An 18,007-nucleotide genomic window follows, 5' to 3' on the forward strand; every position below is an offset into this window, starting at 1 on the left:
GCACTGGCGGTGTGAGCCCGCTTTCTTTGCTTACTTTCTTTGCGGCGGCAAAGAAAGTAAGTGCCGCCCCGCACAGGGGCAACGCCCGCCCCGCGAGGCGCTATCGCGGATGCCAGCGCAGGGCAAGGCGAACCAAAACCAAATCAAAACCAAACCGCAATCCCAAACCTTTACTTATCCACTACAAGATCACTCAACGGCCGACTACAACACAACAACACCATCCCCTGATCGATCTCACGCTGGCGAATGCCACCGTTATGCTTCATGTCCACTTGCCCCGACACGAGCTTCACCTTGCATGTGCCGCACATGCCCTGCGTACACGACGCCGGCAACCTCACGCCCGCCTGGCGTGCGGCATCCAGCACATGCTGCGACGAACCACATTCGATCGTACGGTTACTACGCGAAAAGCTCACCGAGAAAACGTCCGCGCCATTGGCTCCCGCCTTCGCCTTCCCCTCGGCCTCGAGGACCTCCTGGGCGACAGCCGGCTCATCCTCGGTCAACGTCTCGAACGAAAAGCTCTCCTCGTGATACTGCTTGCGCTCAAAGCCCGCTTCGTCGAGCAGATCACGCACCGCCTTCATATACGGCGCGGGCCCGCACGTGAAGACCTCGCGCTCCATGAAGTCCGGTGCGATCAGCTTCAGCAGCGGCAGCGTCAGAAAACCTGTAATGCCGGGCCAGTTCGTGCGGGTGCCTACCCGCTCACAGACAAACGATGTCCTGAAGCTGGTCTGGTTCGCGGCGATCAGATCGAGTTCGCGCGAGAAAATGATGTCGTCCGGCGTGCGCGCGCTATGCACGAACACGATGTCACGGTCCTCGCTCAGTTCGTGATGCGCGCGGCTCATCGACATCAGCGGCGTAATGCCCGACCCAGCTGAAAGAAACAGATACTTGCGCGCCGGATGCCGCGCGCACGTGAATTCGCCCGCCGGACCCAGCACGCGCACGCGCGCGCCCGGCCGCAGGTTGTCGTGCAGCCAGTTCGACACCTTGCCGCCCGGCACGCGCTTCACCGTGATCGAAATGGTGTGCGGGCGCGTCGGCGAAGAGGAGATCGTGTAGCAGCGGTTGATCGTCTCGCCGTCGATATCGAGTTCGAGCGTGACGAACTGGCCAGGCTCGAACACGAACGCGCGCCCTTCCGGCGAGCGGAAGAAAAAGCTCTTGACGTCGTGCGTTTCCTGACGCACCTGGCAGCAGACGAGCGCTTCCTCGGCATCGCTCGTCCAGCGCGCGGGCAACGCGCTCCAGAATTCGGGCTTCGTCACCCGGCTTTCGACGGGCTCGAAGGTTGCTGCATCGCGCATCATTGCTTGCTCCAATTGCCGCCAGGCATCCGGTGGGTTTCGTTGGGCGCTTGGGTTCGCCGGGTCAAACGGCCTTGATGTTGATCGTCCGCTGTTCCGACGCCGAACCGTCGATATGCGCAGCGAGGCGCCGCACATACCAGTCGCTGAACTTCTCGACGAGGCCTTCCGTGTACGGCGAATAAGGACCCGGTTCATACGCGCTGCTCGCCGCACCGCGCTGCGAATACTCGACGAGCGCACGGTCCTGGTCGTTGGTCGCGTTCCATACGGCCGTGAGATTCTTCACGTCGTAGTCGATGCCCTCTTGCGCGTCCTTGTGCACGAGCCATTTGGTGCGCACGAGCGTTTCGCCCGCCGACAGCGGAATCACCGAGAACGTGACGATGTGGTCGCTCATGAAGTGATGCCACGAATTCGGCTGCGTCCAGAACGACAGGCCGCCCAGATCGGCCTGCTTGAATTCGCCGAGCAGCTTCTTCGATGCGACCTTCGCATCGAGCGTCTGCGATTCACCGCAGCGATCGAGAGGCAAACGCTGCGTGCGAAAACCCGTCACATCCGACAGACGGTCGATCTCGACGGAAGGCAGATCCATCTCTTCCCACTCTTTCGCGCGCTCGATGCAGGTGCGCTCGAATGCATCCATGCCCTCGGCGTTCGCGGGCGAACGCTGATAGCCGAAGCCGTATTCATAGAGCGAAATGGTCAGCTCCGGATGGTTCGCGACGCAGTGGTAGCACTCGCGGTTGTTCTCCATCGTGAGCTTCCAGTTGCCCTTCTCGATGATGTCGATCTGCGCGGCGATCTTGCAGTTCGGCAGATCGTGCGGCAGCAGATACGGCTCCATCGCGGCGCGCATCACGGCGAAATCGACGGGCGGCTTGTCGGCGAGACACACGAAGATCAGCCCCGCGAGGTTCTCGACATGCACGCTCTTCAGGCTATGCTTGCAGCGGTCGAACTGCTCGCCCATGTGCTCGGCGAACATCAGCTCGCCCGACAGGTTGTACGTCCAGCTGTGATACGGGCAGACGATATTGCCGACGGAACCCTTTTCTTCGTTGCACAGGCGCGCGCCGCGGTGGCGGCACACGTTATGGAACGCGCGCACCTGCATGTCGTCGTCGCGCACGAGCAGGATCGAGTCGCTGCCGAGTTCGACGGTCACGTAGTCGCCCGGCTCGGGAATATCCGGCTCGACGCCGACCTGAATCCAGTGCTGGCGGAAGATCGAATCCATATCGAGCGCGAAGATTTCGTCGCTCAGATAGAACGGTGCTTCGAGGCTGTAACCCTTCTTGCGCCGGTCGACCAGCGCGCGAATGTCTGCCGATACTTTCATGTGTGCTCCGGGTTTGCGAGGCCGTGTGGGTGCGGCGCAAATCAGTAATCGATGAGTTGATGCTCGCGCAAATAGCCGAGTATCACTTGTGCTTTTTCGACCGAAGTCCCTTCAATTACGACGCTGCCGCCCCGGCTTTCCGTGGTCGTCGCGGACAGCATGCGGGCATGGCCCGAGCGCTTTTCGGCCGCGGCAAGACGCACCGGCTTGCGCGCGACGGGCGCGAGCGTCCATTGCACGGCTTCGGCGTCGGCGGCGACCAGCGCGGGCTGCGGCTGGACAGAGCCCGCGCGCAGCCGCGCATACGCGTAGCGCGGCGTGACGGCGGCGAGCGGATGCACCGCGACGACGGCGGGCAGCGCGACTTCCACGCGGCGGCGCACGCCTTTCGGCAGGAATTGCCGCACGGTCGCGCGGCCGCCCGCCGCCGTCACGTCGACGGCCGTGCCGACGAGCGGATAGCGCAGCGCGTCGGCCAGCCGGTAAGGCAGCATGCCGCTGTCGAATGCGCCTTCTGCGCAGGTGCCCGTCAGAATGAGGTCGTACCCCTTCAGGCGGGCGGCGAGCGCGCTCACGGCATCATCGTTTTCGCCGCACGTCAGCACCTCGACACGTTCCGCGCCCAGCGCCAGGTAGTCTTCGAGTGCGGGATTACCCGAATCGCCCGCATGCAGCACGTCGAGCCGCGCCGCGTGCTGGCTCGACAGCTGACGGCCGATTTCGAGCGCGGCGGCGTCGTTGCGGCTATAGCGGTCGACACCGCTGACAGGATGCTTGCCGACCGACACCAGCACCGCGATTTTTTCGAGCTTGCCGTTCATGCCGCAACTCCTTCGACGATCCGGTTCGTGGCCGCGGGCGCCGGCGTCCCGCGTGCCGCTTTCGCGCGATTGATCTCGTCGATCAGCGAGGCGATGGTCGCCTGCGTATCGCCGATGATCGTGAGGTTCGCACGCTTGACGATGGGCGCGCTGCCGTCCAGGTTGACCGCGATCACGTGACGGCAGTCCTTGATGCCCTGCAAGTGCTGCACCGCGCCCGAGATGCCGAACGCGATATAGACGCTCGCTTCAACGGTCTTGCCCGTCGCGCCGATCTGCTTGTCGCGCGTGAACATGCCGTTGTCGACGGCGACGCGGCTCGCGCCGATCGCCGCACCGAACGTGCCGGCGAGCTTTTCGAACGCGGCGACATCCGTCACGCCGTTGCCCGCCGACACGATGAAGTCCGCTTCTTCCAGCGCGACCTGCGCGGCGTCGATTTCCTCGATGCCGAGATCCCTGTATGCGCCGTCGGGCACCGCGCCCGCTTGCATCAGCGCGGGCAACTCGATGCGCTCGCCAGCGCCGACGAACGGCAGGCGTGTATCGACGGCGCCTTGCGCGAGCAGGATCACATCGGGCAAGGCGCGCGTCGCGTAGGCCTTCCTTGCGTGCGCATAGGTGGACACCTGTTGCGCGTCGATCTGCACGACATGCGTCGCGATGCTCGCGCCCGCGAGCGCCGCATAGCGTCGGCCGAGATCGCCGTCGCCCGTCGCGTTGTCGGGCATCACGATATGCTTCGGCGCCAGTTGCGCGACACACGCGGCAACGGCTTGCATGTCGCGTTCCGGCGCGAACGTGCGGCGGTCGAACGAAGGCAGCTCGATCACCTTGTCCGCGCCGAGCGCGGCCGCGTCGTCCTTCAGTTCGCCGAGCACCAGCAAGGCCACTTGCGTCGTTGCATCCGCGATCAGCGCGGCGGCGGCGAGCGCCTGACGCGCATGATCGTCGAGCCCGCCGCGGTCGCTGTGCGCGACGACGAGCAGCGTGTGCTGCGGCGTTTGCGTCGTGCGCAGCATCCTGGCAGCGGCATGACCGTGCGCGCCGGCCTGCAGCGCGTGGTCATACGATGCGCCCGCCACATGCTCCGCGCCGAGCGTGATGCGCTTCAGCCCCGCCGCCGTGATGACATATGGACGGCGCGGATCGATACGTTTGATGGTCGTATTCATCGTTCACTCCAGCGCTGCCGCAACGAGTTCGGCCACATCGAGCACCTCGGGACGCGGACCGACCACGCCTTCGAGCATTGCCGTGCAGTTCGGGCAACCCACGGCGACGACGTCCGCTCCAATCGCACGCGCATCGGCGATGCGGATATCGGGAATGCGCTGCTTGCCGGGAATATCCGTCAACGGCGCACCGCCGCCACCGCCACAGCAGCGCCCGCGCTTGCCGTGCCGCTCCATCTCGACGACCTTGATGCCGATCGTCTTCAGCAACTGGCGCGGTGCTTCTGTCTCGCCGTTGTAGCGGCCCAGGTAGCAGGGATCGTGATACGTGATCTTCCTGTCGTTGAACGCGGCGATGGCTTTCGGCGACAGCTTGCCGCTCGCGACGAGTTCCGCGAGGAACGTCGTGTGATGCAGCACGTCGTAGCGTCCGCCGAGCGCGCGATACTCGTTGCGCAGGCTGTGCATCACGTGCGGATCGGCGGTGACGATGCGCCTGAAATTCAGCGTCGCCAGCGTGCCCATCATCTGCTTCGCCATGCGCTGGAACGTGGCTTCGTCACCGAGACGGCGCGCGACATCGCCCGTGTCCGTTTCCTGCGCGCCGAGCACCGCGTAGTTCACGCCCGCCTTGTTCAGCACCTTGACGAGTGCGCGCAGCGTGCGCTGATAACGCATGTCGAACGCCCCTTCCCCAGCGACGAGCAGCACATCGACGGTCTTGCCCGGTTGCGCGACGGGCGAGCTGAGATCGACCGACCAGTCGTAACGCGCCGCCTTGTCATAGCCGCCCATCGTGCCCGTTTCGCGCAGATTCGCGAGCACTTCTGGGCCCTTGCCCGGCACCGTGCCGTGCACGAGCGTCTGGTTGCGGCGCATGTCGACGATCGCGTCGACGTGCTCGATCAGCATCGGGCATTCGTGGACGCACGCGCGGCATGTCGTGCACGACCACACCGTATCCGCTTCGATCAGGCTCGAAATGATCGGGCGCTGCGGCTCGCCGCCATGCTGGCCGACCTTGATGCCGGGCGTCGGGCTGCCCGCATACGCCGCGTCCGTGCCGCCGACCATGCCCGTCACGAGGTCCTGGATCAGCTTCTTCGGATTCAGCGGCTGGCCTGCCGCGAACGCGGGGCATGCCGCCTCGCACTTGCCGCACTGCACACACGCATCGAAGCTCAGCAACTGGTTCCAGCGAAACTCAACGGGCTTGCCGACGCCGTATTCGTTCTGTTCGAGCACGGGTGCTTTTAGCGCCGTCGGTGGCACGGCCTGCTCTCTACGCACGTCGCCTTGCGCCGCAAAGCGCTCCTGGCGCGGGTGAAACGCGAGATGCAGCAGACCGGCCAACGCATGCTTCATCGGGCCGCCGCGCGCCGCGCCGAACGTCATCGCGAACGCACCTGTTGCGATCAGCAGCGCGAAGATGATCGCGAGCCCGCCCGACATCGCCGATGCCGGCAGCAGCGTGTACAGCAGCAAGCCGAGCGCGAATGAGCCAAGCAGCCACGGCAGCGTATTCCACGGACCACGCGACAGACGCGCGGGCACGTCCTTCGCATGACGGCGACGCCACACGAACACGGCGCCCACCAGCATGATCAGCGCGGCCAGAAAGATCAGCCGGTCGAGCCACGGCGAGTAGATCGCGAGACCATAGTTGATGAACACGAGCGCGAAGGCCGCGATTGCACCGCCCGCCGTTGCGACGTGCGTCTTCGCGATGTACGGATCACGCGCGACCACATGATGCAGATCGACGAAATAGCGCTTTGGAATAGTCAGCAGATTGGTCCAGCCGAACGCGCCGGCTGCCGTTGCCCGTCCGAGACGCCAGTATGCCGCCCGTTTTGCGACCGCGAACGCAAGGCCGGCGACGGATACCCACAACAACGCGGTGATGAGAAACGCCGGGCTCATCATCAGAAGTCCTTGCAAAGACGCAGCGCATCGTAGATCGCGCCGTGGATGTTGTGCATCGAAATGCAGTCGCCGACACGGAACAGCAGAAAGCGTCCATTGCCGAGTTCCTCGGACAGCGACGGCTGCGGCTCGGCGGCAAAGAGCTTGTGCACGTCGACCTGGCCGCGATTCACCGATTCGGGCTTGAGCTTCCAGTACAGCGCGTCGTTCGGCGTGCTGCCGTTTTCGATGATGACCTGATCGACGGCGCGCTCTTCCTGCTCTTCCGTATACTCGTTGCGGATCACGGCGATCTTCTTGCCGTCTTCCTCGTACACGCGGTCGAGCCAGTAGTTCGGCGTATGGATCACACCTTGCGCATAGAGGCGTCGATAGAAAATCGGGAACGTGGTGCCGCCGACGTCATCGGCCACTTTCACGTCCGGCGTGACGATCTCGACCTTCGAGCCGCGGCTCGAAATGAAGTCGGCCACGCCCGCGCCCGCATGCGTGCTCACGCCGTCATACACGAGCACGTTCTGCTTGGGCTCGACCTTGCCCGACAGGATGTCCCACGAACTCACGGCGAGACCTTCCGCGACGCCCCACGCGGGCACCTGCTGCGTGAAGGCGGAGCCTCCCGTCGCGAGCACGATGATGTCCGGCTTCTCCGCGAGAATCATCTTCTCGTCGGCTTCGACGCCCAGACGCCGGTCAACGCCAAGACGCTTCGTCTCCATGTCGAACCAGCGCACGATGCCCGCCATCTGCTCGCGCTGCGGCGCTTTCGCTGCCAGCATGATCTGGCCGCCGACGACATCGCTCTTCTCGAACAGCACGACGTCATGGCCGCGCGAACGCGCGACGCGTGCCGCTTCGAGTCCGGCGGGACCCGCGCCGACCACCACGACCTTGCGGCGCGGCCCGCGCGTTTTTTCGATCACATGCGGCATCGTCGCTTCGCGGGAAGTCGCGGCATTCTGCACGCACAGCACGTCGAGGCCGTTGTACTGGCGATCGATGCAGTAGTTCGCGCCGACGCACTGCTTGATCTCGTCTTCGCGGCCATCGCGGATCTTGATGACCATGTGCGGATCGGCGATCTGCGCACGGGTCATGCCGACGAGATCGACCATGCCGTTCGCGAGCAGACGCTCTGCTTGCCCGGCATCGCGAATGCTTTGCGCGTGCATCACGGGCAGCTTCACGACCGACTTGATGCCCGCCGCGAGATGCACGAACGGCTCAGGCGGCAGCGCCATCGGCGGCATGCAGTTGGCGAGCGTGTTGTGCGTATCGGCGCCCGAACCGATCACGCCGATGTAGTCGATCAATCCTGTTTCGGACATCGCCTGCGCGATCTCCTTCAATTGCTCATGATCGAGACCGTCTTCATGGAACTCGTCGCCGCACATGCGCAAGCCGACGCAAAAGTCCTTGCCGACTGCCTGGCGCACGGCCTGCAAGACTTCGACGCCGAAGCGCAGACGGTTTTCGAGCGAGCCGCCCCATTCGTCGTTACGGAAGTTCGTGCGCGGGCTCCAGAACTGATCGATCAGATGCTGGTGCGCGGCCGAGATCTCGATGCCGTCCATGCCTGCGTCCTTCACGCGCTTGGCCGCCGCCGCGAAGTCGCCGATGATGCGGCGGATCTCTTCCACTTCGATGATCTTCGCGTTGCCGCGGTGCACGGGCTCGCGCACACCCGAAGGCGTCATCAGATGCGGCCAGTGCTCGCCATGAAACGCGGAGCGGCGGCCCATGTGCGTCGCCTGAATCATGATCTTCGCGCCGTGCCGGTGCATCGCTTCCGCGAGACGCGACAGCGGATCGATGATCTTGTCCGTCGACAGATTGACGGACTTCCACCAGCCCTGAGGACTATCGATCGATACCGGGCTCGACCCGCCGCACACGGCGAGGCCGACACCGCCCTTGGCCTTTTCCTCGTAATAGCGGATATAGCGGTCGCCGGGCAGGCCGCCCGGTTCGGCGTAGACCTCGGCATGCGCGGTGCTGACGATGCGGTTGCGCAGCGTCAGTTGATTGAGCGTCAAGGGTTTGAACAGGTTGGGGTAACGCATCGCAGACGACCTCGGGCGGTGTTCGGTTCAGGCTTCAAATATGACTGCAGCTTTAATGAGCAATCGGCGACACTTCGAATACGCAATGGTCGTGATGCTCGGCTGCGCACTGCACTTCCTTCGACTGCGCGCGCGGTGCGTTCTTGCCGCCGTCGGCGGTGTCGTTCACCCAGTCCATTGCGCCCGCGAACCAGCCTGCAAACATGTAGCAAAGCTTGCCTTCCTTGCCGGGCTGCGCGAGCACGAACGACGAGTGATGCAGTTCGATCTTCGCGCGCGCCGTCGACGGGTCGGCTTCGACGATCTTGAAGATGCCCCAGCCGCGTTGCGACAGGCGCTTCAGATAATGTTCGAACACAGCCATGCCGGAGAGTCCATGCTGCTTCGCTTCCTTGTCGCACCAGTGATATGCGGACTTGTAGCCAGCCTTGTATAGAATCTCGGCGTAGACGTCGCGCCCCAGCGCTTCTTCGACAGCCGTGTGGTTGTTCGTGAAGAAATGGCGCGGAACATACAGCATCGGGAGCGCGTCGGTCGTCCAGACGCCCGTGTTCGGATCGACATCGATGGGCAGTTGCGGTTGCATTGCAGGGTTCCTTGTTTGTACGCTTCGTTTAGACGTTCCAGACTTCGCCGAACACGCGTAGCCAGTTCTCGCCCATCACTTTCCTGATGCGCGTCTCGCTCCAGCCCGCGCGCTCCATCGCGGCCGTCAGGTTCGGAAACTCGCCGATCGTGCGAATGCCCTCGGGGTTCACGACCTTGCCGAAGTTCGTCAGACGGCGATAACGGCCCTTGTCATGCGTGATCCAGTCGAAGAACTCCGTCGTGTAGCCTTGCGTGAAGTCGGTGCCGATACCGACGCGGTCTTCGCCGATCAGATCGACGACGTATTCGATCGCTTCGAGATAGTCCTCGACGGTCGCATCGGGGCCGCGCTTGAGGAACGGCGCGAACATCGTCACGCCGACGAAGCCGTTCGCGTCGGCGATCTCCTTCAGTTGTTCGTCGCTCTTGTTGCGCGGATGCTCCTTGAGACCCGAAGGACAGCAGTGCGAATACGTGACCGGCTTCTTCGAGCAGGCGATTGCGTCGGACGAGGTCTTCGCGCCGACGTGCGACAGGTCGACCATGATGCCGACGCGGTTCATCTCCTGGATCACTTCGCGGCCGTAACCCGAGAGACCGCCGTCCGCTTCATAGCAGCCGGTGCCGACGAGGTTCTGCGTGTTGTAGCAAAGCTGCACCACGTTCACGCCGAGATCCTTGAACACTTCGATATAGCCGAGGTTGTCCTCGAACGCATACGAGTTCTGGAAGCCGAAGATGATCCCCGTCTTGTTCTCCTTCTTCGCGCGCAGGATGTCGTCGGTCGTGCGCACGAGCGTCAGGATCTCGCTGTATTCGCGGATCTGCTGCTTCATTTCCGCGATGTTGTCGATGGTCTTCTGGAAGTCTTCCCATACGGAGACCGTGCAGTTGACGGCAGTGACACCGCCCTTTCTCATATCCTCGAACACCGAGCGGTCGAACTTCGAGATGTTCAGGCCGTCGATGATGATGCTGCTCTCGTGCAGGTTGCTCATGCTTGACTCCGTAGCGGTGGTGCGTTCGTGTTCAGGGGCGGCTCAGTAGATCGGGAAGCGTTCGCACAGCGCGAAGATTTCGCGGCGCACGCGCTGCTCGGTTGCGGCATCGCCATCGGGATGCGTGCGCAGCGCGTCGAACACTTCGAGAATCAGCCGGCCGATATCGCGGAACTCGGCGACCCCGAAGCCGCGCGTCGTGCCCGCCGGAGTGCCCAGTCGAACGCCCGACGTGACCGTTGGCTTTTCCGTATCGAACGGAATGCCGTTCTTGTTGCAGGTGATGCCAGCGCGTTCGAGCGCCTGCTCGACTTGCGTGCCCTTCAAACCCTTCGGCCGCAGATCGACGAGCAGCAGATGGTTGTCGGTGCCGCCCGTCACGAGATCGACACCGCCTTGCTTCAGCACTTCGCCCAGCGCTTGCGCGTTGGCCAGCACGTTGTCGATATAGGTCTTGAAGCTGTCTTCCAGCGCTTCGCCGAACGCGACCGCCTTGCCAGCGATCACATGCATCAGCGGACCGCCCTGAAGGCCTGGGAACACAGCCGAGTTGATCTTCTTCGCGATGTCTTCGTCGTTGGTCAGCACGAAGCCGCCGCGCGGACCGCGCAGCGTCTTGTGCGTGGTCGACGTGACGACGTGCGCATACTCGATGGGATTCGGATGACGGCCCGCCGCGATCACGCCTGCGATGTGCGCCATATCGACCATCAGCTTCGCGCCGACGCTATCGGCAATCGCCCGGAAGCGCGCGAAGTCCAGCACGCGCGGATAAGCCGAGAAGCCCGCGATGATCATCGACGGCTTGTGCTCGTGCGCGAGCTTTTCGATCTGGTCGTAGTCGATGCGCATCGTCTCGCGATTCACGCCGTACTGGACCGCGTTGAACCACTTGCCCGACAGAGCGGGCTTCGCGCCGTGCGTGAGATGCCCGCCCGCGTCGAGCGACATGCCGAGAATCGTGTCGCCCGGCTTCGCGAGCGCGAGCATCACGGAGCCGTTCGCCTGCGCGCCAGAGTGCGGCTGCACGTTGGCAAAGCCCGCGTTGAAGAGCTTCTTGATCCGTTCGATCGCGAGCGCTTCCACTTCGTCGACGTACTCGCAACCGCCGTAGTAGCGTTTGCCCGGATAGCCTTCCGCGTATTTGTTGGTCAGCACCGAGCCTTGCGCTTCGAGCACCGCGCGCGACACGATGTTTTCCGACGCGATCAGCTCGACCTGCGACTGCTGGCGTTCGAGTTCCTTGAGCACCGACTTGCGCACGGCTGCGTCACGTTCGGCGAGGGTCTGCGAGAAGAAAGGGTTGGCGTTCGACATGGCGTCCGTTCAGTTGTCCGTTGATGACCGAAAAGCGAAAAGAGTGTGCGACGCCAACTATCCAGTTCCACGCTATCCCTTGACTGGACGGGCATTGCACGACCTCCACCGACGGTTCTATTCTTGTCTTTAGCCCGACTCGTCAATTTACGAATTCAGACGCGTTCTTTGCCTTTTCCGCCATGCAAGTCCGTTTTGGACAAGTGATGCGCAGCGACCGGTCGTGCTAAATGGCAATGCCGATCCGCCCGATTGAAACGCCGATACGATGGTGCAACGCAGCGTCGCCGCCCGTTCAGCGGCAGCCGACAGGCACCGCATGTGCGCGCAACGGGCTCGCCGGCAGTGCGGCGATTGCACAGCGGCGGTGCGCTCGCGCGCATTCAAGCCGGCATTCCCTTTATCCAGCCAGGGTTTAGCCGTATGGCATGGTTGTTGCGCTCACTCGCAGAATAACAAGGCGGCTTCCCCACGACCGCCGCACCAGAACATCGAGCAGGAAGGAACGCCGGAAACATGTCGCCCGATCGAACCGCGTCGTTATCGCACTTCGCGTTCATGCCGCTACCCAATTTCACGATGATCGCGTTCACGAACGCGATCGAAGTGCTGCGCATGGCCAACTATCTGAGCGGGCAATCCCTCTACAGATGGTCAATCATCAGCCCCGACGGCGGCCCCGTCACGGCAAGCAATGGACTGTCTGTCGATACGGGTCCCGCCGAATGCGTCGGCGCGCCGGACATCGTGTTCGTCTGCGGCGGCATCGACGTGCAGCGCGAAACCACGCCCGAGCATCTTTCGGCGCTGCGCCGCTTCGCGCGCGCGGGCGTCGTGCTGGGCAGCCTGTGCACGGGCACCTATGCGCTCGCGAAGTCGGGCCTGCTCGCGGGCTATGCGTGCGCAATTCACTGGGAGAACATGTCGGCGCTCAAGGAAGAGTTTCCCGACACGCGCTTCCTGAAAGAACTCTTCGTGATCGACCGCGACCGCGTGACCTGCACGGGCGGCGTCGCGCCACTCGACATGATGCTGAACCTGATTGCGGCGCGCGTCGGCACGCCGCGCGTCACGCAGATCGCCGAGCAGTTCATCGTCGAGCATGTGCGCGACAACAACGCGCAGCAGCGCATGCCTTTGGTGGCGCGGCTCGGGTCCGCGAACAAGTCCTTGTTCGAGGTCATTGCGTTGATGGAGAACAACATCGAGGAGCCGCTGTCGAGGGAAGAGCTCGCGCGGCTCGCGAATATGTCACAGCGGCAATTGCAGCGGCTGTTCCGGGAACATCTCGGCATGACGCCGACACATTATTATCTGACCCTGCGGTTGCGCCGCGCGCGCGAGTTGCTGTTGCAGACGGATATGTCGATCATGCATATCACGATGGCGTGCGGGTTCCAGTCCGCGTGCCACTTCAGCAAGAGCTACCGTGATGCGTTTGGGACCGCTCCTACCCGGGAGCGGCGCAGGCAGGTGGCGCCGCTTGCGCATCCCGTGATGGATGTTTTGGCGGGTGCGCCTGTGCATGTCTGAATGTTTTTTTGTCTGCGACGCTGTTGGATTTGTTTTGCCGCTATCGCTGGCATCCGCGATGCGGTTTTGTTTTGCTGGCATCCGCGATGCGCCTTATGTTTTGCCACTATCGCTGGCATCCGCGATAGCGCCTCGCGGCGCGGGCGTCGCCCCTGTGCGGGGCGGCACCTACTTTCTTTGCCGCGGCAAAGAAAGTAGGCAAAGAAAGCCGCTCACACCGCCAAACCTTGACCGTTAGCCACGGGCTCCCAACGTCCCCATGTTTATCGCGGCAGTGTGCTCGCCCACGCCCGTTGCCTGCGCACTGAGCGGCGCCTCACCCGCTTCATGCACCCGCGTTGCAAACGACAACCTCGATTATCCAGCGCCTGTGCGGCAAACATATGTAGGCCGTCGCGCCATCAGAATACCCTCGCTGCGCGACACACCCACACAGTTCGGGCGCTGCCCTGCGATGCGCGACAACCAACATATGTTTGCCGCTAACGGGCAGTAAAACCTCAGGACGGTTAGCTGTTGTGCCAGTGCATGAAGTGGGTGAGGCTTCAATCAGCGCGTGGGCAATGGGCAAGTTCAGCACGCTGCCATGCGAAGCGCGGGGACGTTGAGAGCCCGTGGAAAAGCGTCAAGCACTGGCGGGGTGAGCGGCTTTCTTTGCTTACTTTCTTTGCCGCGGCAAAGAAAGTAAGTGCCGCCCCGCACAGGGGCAACACCCGCGCCGCGAGGCGCATCGCGGATGCCAGCGCAAAGGCAAAACAACCCGCAATCGCGGATGCCAGCGCAAGGGCAAAACAAAACCGCAATCGCGGATGCCAGCGCAAGGGCAAAACAAAACCGCAATCACGGATGCCAGCGACAGCGGACAAAAAACCAACAGCGTCGCAGACAAAAAAACAAAAACAAAAACAAATCCGGCGTGGTTTGCACCACCGCCCCCAATTGCGCTATGGTGAATGCCACCGCGTCGCGCACAGAGACCCCTCATGGCTGACACCGACAACGAGCTGACTCCCATCGATACGACTACCCTCGCGCCGCAGCAATTCTCCCACGACGTACTGCTCGAAAAATACGCCAAAGGCAACGAGCGCACAGCCGATGACGTATATCGACGCGTCGCGCGCGGTGTAGCAATGGCCGAACCCGAAGCCTTGCGCCCCGCTATCGAAGCGCGCTTCGCCGAGAACCTGCAGAACGGCGCGCTCGGCGCGGGCCGCATCATGAGCGCAGCGGGCACGGGCATCGCGGCCACGCTCATCAACTGCTTCGTGCAGCCCGTGGGCGACAGCATTCAGGGCGTCGATGAACAAGGTCTGCCCGGCATCTATGTCGCGCTGCTGCAAGCCGCCGAAACGATGCGGCGCGGCGGCGGCGTCGGCTACAACTTCTCCGCGATCCGGCCGCGCGGCGCGCGCGTGAAGACGACGAGCTCGTCGGCATCAGGACCGTGCAGCTATATCGATGTGTTCGACGCGTCGTGCCGCACCGTCGAAAGCGCAGGCTCGCGGCGCGGCGCGCAGATGGCCGTGCTCGATTGCACGCATCCCGACCTGCTCGAATTCATCGAAGCCAAGCACTCGAAAGGCCGCTGGAACAACTTCAACATCTCCGTCGCCGTGACGGACGAATTCATGCGCGCCGTCGAAAAGGACGAGATGTGGCAGCTCGTGCATCGCGCCGAGCCGTCGCCCGCAATGCGCGCAGCCAACGATATGCGTCAGCGCGAAGACGGCATGTGGGTCTACACCGAACGGCGCGCGAAAGAGATCTTCGACCGCATCATGCGCTCGACCTACGATATCGCCGAACCAGGCGTCGTGTTCATGTCGAGGATGAACGACGACAACAATCTGCGCGCGGTAGAAACGATTCGCGCAACCAATCCTTGCGGCGAACAGCCGCTGCCGCCTTATGGCTGCTGCAACCTGGGGCCGCTCAATCTGACGCGCTTCGTGATCGATCCGTTTGCGCAGCGTCACGGCCGCCAGCCGTCGTTCGACTGGGACGCGCTCGCGCAACGCACGCGCACTCATGTGCGCTTCCTCGACGATGTGCTCGACGTGACGCTATGGCCGCTGCCGCAGCAATACGACGAATCGCGTGCCAAGCGGCGCATCGGTGTCGGCTTCACGGGGCTCGGCGATACGCTGGTGATGATGGGCTTGCGCTATCACTCTCAGGAGGGCCGCGATTTCGCCGTGCGCATCGCGCGGCTGATGCGCGACGAAGCGTACCGCGCATCCGTCGAACTCGCGCGCGAGCGCGGCGCGTTTGCGCTCTTCAACGCGAAGCAATATCTCGAAGACGGCACCTTCGCGTCGCGCCTGCCCGACGACATCAAGGATTCGATCCGCAAGCATGGCATCCGCAACAGCCACCTGCTGTCGATCGCGCCGACGGGCACCGTCAGCCTCGCGTTCGCGGACAACGCATCGAATGGCATCGAGCCCGCGTTCTCGTGGACCTATACGCGCATGAAGATGATGGCGGACGGCAGCCGCGAGCAGTTCGCCGTCGAAGATCACGCGTACCGTCTGTATCGCGAACTGGGCGGCGACGTCGGCAACCTGCCCGACTATTTCGTCAGCGCACTCGAGATGTCGGCGCGCGACCATCTCGACATGATGGCCGCCGTGCAGCCGTTCATCGACACGTCGATATCGAAGACGGTCAACGTGCCCGCCGACTATCCGTTCGACGCATTCGAAAGCCTCTATTTCGATGCCTGGAAGAGCGGCCTCAAGGGTCTCGCCACCTATCGTCCGAACGAAACGCTGGGCGCGGTGCTGAGCGTGACGCAGGAACCCGCTTCGACGCCCGACGACGCGCTCGCGGAGATCGACCAGGACCCGCTGCGCATCGCAATCGATCATCGGCCGAAAGGCGAATTGCCCGCGATCATTGAGAAGGTCGAATACCTGACGGCGGCGGGCAAGAAGTCGCTGTACCTGGCCGTGTCGTTCATCGAGGTGACGGGGCGCGTGAGCGGCGAGGAAGTGACGATCGAACGGCCCATCGAGTTCTTCATTCCCGCCGGACAGCGCGACGAATCGCAGCAATGGATCACCGCGACGATGCGCTCGCTTTCGCTTGCCGCGCGCGGCGGCTTCGTCGCACGCAATTTGCAGGACCTGCGCAAGGTGTCGTGGGATCGCGGACAGGTGCGGCTTGGCGAAGTGCAGCGCCTCGATGGACATCGTTCGCCGCGCTGGCACGATTCGGAAGTCGCCGCGCTCGCGTATGCGCTTCAGCAAATCCTGCATCGGCGCGGTTTTCTCGATGCAGAAGGCAACCAGGTGCCGTCGCGCCTGCTTGCGCGCTTGCCGCGCGGCCACGCGAATCCCAATGCGTCGTCTGCGGACAACACGCTCTCGGCTATTGAAGATGAATCGGCGGAAGAACGCGGCGTTCAGGCGCTGCGCACGATGCATGGCCGCACATGTGGCCATTGCGGCGCGAATGCGGTGATCCGCAAGGATGGTTGCGACTTTTGCACCGCATGCGGCGAAATCGGCGCATGCGGGTAGCGTCAGCCCCGGGGGCCAGTCTGTCTGGAGACGGGCCCCGGCCCGCTTATTGAAGGTTTTCGAAAATGGCGGCAATACCCTGCCCGCCACCGATGCACATCGTCACAAGCGCATAGCGCCCGCCGATCCGCTGCAGTTCGTAAAGCGCCTTCACCGTAATCAGCGCCCCCGTCGCGCCAATCGGATGGCCGAGGGAAATGCCGGAACCGTTCGGGTTGACTTTCGCGGGATCGAGTCTCAGCTCCTGCGTGACGGCGCACGCCTGGGCAGCGAACGCCTCGTTTGCCTCGATGACGTCCAGATCGGCGATCGAAAGGCCCGCGCGCTCCAGCGCCAGCCGCGTTGCCGGCACGGGCCCGATACCCATATGCAGCGGATCGACACCCGCATGCGCATACGCGACGAGACGCGCGAGCGGCCGGATGCCGCGTTGCTCGGCTGCCTTGCGCGACATCATCAGCACGGCGGCCGCTGCATCGTTGATGCCCGACGCGTTGCCCGCCGTCACCGTGCCGTTCTCCTTTGCGAATACCGGTTTGAGCTTCGCGAAGTCGTCGAGGGTCGCGTCCTCGCGCACGTGCTCGTCCGTATCGAAGGTCACGTCGCGGCCCTTGACCTTGCTCGTCACGGGCACGATCTGGCTCTTGAAGCGCCCTTCAGCGATCGCCCGCTCCGCGCGACGATGCGATTCCAGCGCCAGCGCGTCCTGCTGCTCGCGCGTAATGGAGAACTTTCGCGCGACGTTTTCCGCCGTGACGCCCATGGGCACCGTATGAAAAGGGTCGTTCAGCGCGCCGAGCATCATGTCGATGAGCCGCATGTCACCCATGCGCGCGCCAAAGCGCGCATCCACCGAAATGTACGGCGCGCGGCTCATGTTTTCCGCGCCCGCGCCGATCGCGACGTCGGCATCGCCGAGCAGGATCGTTTGCGCGGCGGACACGATCGCCTGCAGGCCGGAGCCGCACAGCCGGTTCACGTTGAACGCCGGCGTCGACTGCGAAATGCCCGCATCGACGGCCGCGACCCGCGACAGATAGAAATCCTTCGGCTCGGTCGCGATCACATTGCCGAAGACGACGTGGTTGACGTCGTCGCCCGTCACGCCAGCTCGCGCCATCACTTCGCGCACGACGATCGTGCCAAGCACGGTCGGCGAGAAGTCTTTCAGGCTGCCGCCGAACTTGCCGATGGCGGTACGGACACCGCTGACTACTACCACTTCGTTGTTCAACTTCTTCTCCTTCCATTCGTGGACGTTTCAACCGCGCGCGGCGAGCGTGGCGCCGGATCTTGCACCCACATCCTATCGCCAGCGTTCACCATCTGGACTGTCAAAGCTGGCCTGTGTGCTGACAAATCTGGCCACTTCCGTCGCATGACGGGCGGCAG

At 63.4% G+C, this 18,007-nt stretch carries 13 protein-coding genes; 3 read left to right on the forward strand and 10 right to left on the reverse strand.

Translation table 11 applies throughout. The features are described from left to right. Positions 1-170 precede the first annotated feature (170 nt). The 9 genes from J8I87_RS17475 to J8I87_RS17515 all read right to left on the reverse strand — a co-directional run bounded on the left by J8I87_RS17475 (position 171) and on the right by J8I87_RS17515 (position 11,555). Entirely contained in the window at positions 171-1,325 is a 1,155-nt protein-coding gene (locus tag J8I87_RS17475; RefSeq protein ID WP_209932876.1) for a hybrid-cluster NAD(P)-dependent oxidoreductase, read from the reverse strand. Between the two features lie 61 nt (positions 1,326-1,386). After that, on the reverse strand, positions 1,387-2,667 hold the full coding sequence (locus J8I87_RS17480; protein WP_209932878.1) for an aromatic ring-hydroxylating oxygenase subunit alpha: 1,281 nt from the start codon (positions 2,665-2,667) through the stop codon (positions 1,387-1,389). A gap of 41 nt (positions 2,668-2,708) precedes the next feature. Then, the gene (locus J8I87_RS17485) at positions 2,709-3,488 is read right to left on the reverse strand and encodes an electron transfer flavoprotein subunit beta/FixA family protein (protein WP_209932880.1); all 780 of its coding nucleotides are present in this window, start codon (positions 3,486-3,488) and stop codon (positions 2,709-2,711) included. Continuing rightward, positions 3,485-4,663, reverse strand: coding sequence for an electron transfer flavoprotein subunit alpha/FixB family protein (locus tag J8I87_RS17490; RefSeq protein WP_209932882.1), 1,179 nt, complete (start codon positions 4,661-4,663; stop codon positions 3,485-3,487). Before J8I87_RS17490 ends, J8I87_RS17485 begins: the two co-directional genes overlap by 4 nt. Positions 4,664-4,666: 3 nt before the next feature. Continuing rightward, positions 4,667-6,586 (reverse strand): (Fe-S)-binding protein, encoded by a 1,920-nt coding sequence (locus J8I87_RS17495; RefSeq protein WP_209933032.1) that lies wholly within the window; start codon positions 6,584-6,586, stop codon positions 4,667-4,669. Between the two features lie 2 nt (positions 6,587-6,588). Continuing rightward, positions 6,589-8,652: an NADH:flavin oxidoreductase gene (locus tag J8I87_RS17500; protein WP_209932884.1), complete on the reverse strand. Its 2,064-nt coding sequence runs from the start codon at positions 8,650-8,652 to the stop codon at positions 6,589-6,591. A 52-nt stretch (positions 8,653-8,704) separates the two neighbouring features. Continuing rightward, positions 8,705-9,238: a DUF5943 domain-containing protein gene (locus J8I87_RS17505; protein ID WP_209932886.1), complete on the reverse strand. Its 534-nt coding sequence runs from the start codon at positions 9,236-9,238 to the stop codon at positions 8,705-8,707. 28 nt (positions 9,239-9,266) lie between these two features. Next, on the reverse strand, positions 9,267-10,238 hold the full coding sequence (locus J8I87_RS17510) for a dipeptidase (RefSeq protein ID WP_209932888.1): 972 nt from the start codon (positions 10,236-10,238) through the stop codon (positions 9,267-9,269). 42 nt (positions 10,239-10,280) lie between these two features. Continuing rightward, a complete protein-coding gene (locus tag J8I87_RS17515) occupies positions 10,281-11,555 on the reverse strand; it encodes a serine hydroxymethyltransferase (protein ID WP_209932890.1) in 1,275 nt (424 codons plus the stop codon). A gap of 516 nt (positions 11,556-12,071) precedes the next feature. Between J8I87_RS17515 and J8I87_RS17520 the strand changes: the two genes are divergently transcribed. The 3 genes from J8I87_RS17520 (at position 12,072) to J8I87_RS17530 (ending at position 16,615) form a co-directional block, all read left to right on the forward strand. Next, positions 12,072-13,088, forward strand: a complete 1,017-nt coding sequence (locus J8I87_RS17520) for a GlxA family transcriptional regulator (RefSeq protein ID WP_209932892.1) — start codon at positions 12,072-12,074, stop codon at positions 13,086-13,088. 528 nt (positions 13,089-13,616) lie between these two features. After that, positions 13,617-14,096, forward strand: coding sequence for a hypothetical protein (locus J8I87_RS17525; RefSeq protein ID WP_209932894.1), 480 nt, complete (start codon positions 13,617-13,619; stop codon positions 14,094-14,096). Then, positions 14,072-16,615, forward strand: a complete 2,544-nt coding sequence (locus J8I87_RS17530; protein ID WP_209932895.1) for an adenosylcobalamin-dependent ribonucleoside-diphosphate reductase — start codon at positions 14,072-14,074, stop codon at positions 16,613-16,615. The genes J8I87_RS17525 and J8I87_RS17530 overlap by 25 nt, the downstream gene beginning before the upstream one ends. Before the next feature lie 46 nt (positions 16,616-16,661). Here J8I87_RS17530 and bktB read toward each other — a convergent pair whose 3' ends face one another. Then, positions 16,662-17,849, reverse strand: a complete 1,188-nt coding sequence (bktB, locus tag J8I87_RS17535) for a beta-ketothiolase BktB (RefSeq protein ID WP_209932896.1) — start codon at positions 17,847-17,849, stop codon at positions 16,662-16,664. Positions 17,850-18,007 lie beyond the last annotated feature (158 nt).

Origin of the sequence: Paraburkholderia sp. LEh10 (assembly GCF_017814945.1) — a bacterium.
GTDB lineage: Bacteria > Pseudomonadota > Gammaproteobacteria > Burkholderiales > Burkholderiaceae > Paraburkholderia.

Bases quoted from the DNA above. Each gene is read 5' to 3' on its own strand.
- J8I87_RS17475 (WP_209932876.1), bottom strand. From the start codon at position 1,325: ATGATGCGCGATGCAGCAACCTTCGAGCCCGTCGAAAGCCGGGTGACG.
- J8I87_RS17480 (WP_209932878.1), bottom strand. From the start codon at position 2,667: ATGAAAGTATCGGCAGACATTCGCGCGCTGGTCGACCGGCGCAAGAAG.
- J8I87_RS17485 (WP_209932880.1), bottom strand. From the start codon at position 3,488: ATGAACGGCAAGCTCGAAAAAATCGCGGTGCTGGTGTCGGTCGGCAAG.
- J8I87_RS17490 (WP_209932882.1), bottom strand. From the start codon at position 4,663: ATGAATACGACCATCAAACGTATCGATCCGCGCCGTCCATATGTCATC.
- J8I87_RS17495 (WP_209933032.1), bottom strand. From the start codon at position 6,586: ATGAGCCCGGCGTTTCTCATCACCGCGTTGTTGTGGGTATCCGTCGCC.
- J8I87_RS17500 (WP_209932884.1), bottom strand. From the start codon at position 8,652: ATGCGTTACCCCAACCTGTTCAAACCCTTGACGCTCAATCAACTGACG.
- J8I87_RS17505 (WP_209932886.1), bottom strand. From the start codon at position 9,238: ATGCAACCGCAACTGCCCATCGATGTCGATCCGAACACGGGCGTCTGG.
- J8I87_RS17510 (WP_209932888.1), bottom strand. From the start codon at position 10,238: ATGAGCAACCTGCACGAGAGCAGCATCATCATCGACGGCCTGAACATC.
- J8I87_RS17515 (WP_209932890.1), bottom strand. From the start codon at position 11,555: ATGTCGAACGCCAACCCTTTCTTCTCGCAGACCCTCGCCGAACGTGAC.
- J8I87_RS17520 (WP_209932892.1), top strand. From the start codon at position 12,072: ATGTCGCCCGATCGAACCGCGTCGTTATCGCACTTCGCGTTCATGCCG.
- J8I87_RS17525 (WP_209932894.1), top strand. From the start codon at position 13,617: ATGAAGTGGGTGAGGCTTCAATCAGCGCGTGGGCAATGGGCAAGTTCA.
- J8I87_RS17530 (WP_209932895.1), top strand. From the start codon at position 14,072: ATGGCTGACACCGACAACGAGCTGACTCCCATCGATACGACTACCCTC.